The following is an 826-nucleotide window of genomic DNA, read 5'->3' as shown; positions in this document are numbered from 1 at the left end:
GGCGAGCGCCTGGCGGAATTGGCCGCGCCTGCTGCCCACGCGGCCCTGCAGGCCCGCCGCCTCGGCCCGCCCGAGTCAGCGTTGAGTGCCCTGCCGCTGGCTGAGCTGAAGATTACCGGCGCTCAGCGGGTCAACGCCGAGGCGCTGCGGGCCGAACTGGCCCTGCAGCCGGGCGACACAGTAGGCCGCGCCGACCTGACCCGGGCCGTCGAGCGGCTGGACGGCACCGGCGATTTCGAGCGCATCGAGACCGAGATCGACGACCGCGACGGACGGCGCAGCGTCGAGTTCAAGCTCACCGAGGCCGACTGGGCCGCCAGCCGTGTGCGCTTCGGCCTGGAGCTGTACAGCAACTTCGCCGATGCCAACAGCTACTCGCTGGTGGCCATGCACGTCGCCAACTGGCTCAACCCCTGGGGCGCGGAGCTGCGCTCGGTCGCCCGCATCGGCTCCTCGCGCGGCCTCAACACCGAGTTCTACCAGCCGCTCGGCCCGGGCTCGCGCTGGTTCGCCAGCGCCAAGCTTGCCTACACGGCCGGCAGCAACGACGTCTTCGACCAGGGCCAGCGCGCGCTGCGCCTGTCCAGCAGCCTGACCAGCGCGCAGCTGGAACTCGGCCACCGCATCGCCGGCCTGGGCGACCTGCGGCTCGGCATCGGCCGCCTGCGTGCCAGCGACGAGGTGGTGCTGCCCGTCGTCCCAGAGGGCAGYCGCCGCTCGCAGAGCTATGGCCAGCAATACCTGGAACTGCACACCGACACGCTGGACTCCCTCGCCTTCCCCAGCCGCGGTCAGTGGACGACGGCGCGCATCGAATGGCTGCATC

At 71.6% G+C, this 826-nt stretch carries 1 protein-coding gene; it reads left to right on the top strand.

The window, feature by feature from the left end:
* Nucleotides 1–826: POTRA domain-containing protein (locus tag AC1DU6_RS33530; protein ID WP_477862668.1), on the top strand; the 826-nt coding region annotated here is incomplete at both ends.

It is taken from the genome of Roseateles sp. P5_B10, assembly GCF_056400485.1.
This window is presented reverse-complemented; position numbering and strand designations above follow the sequence as displayed.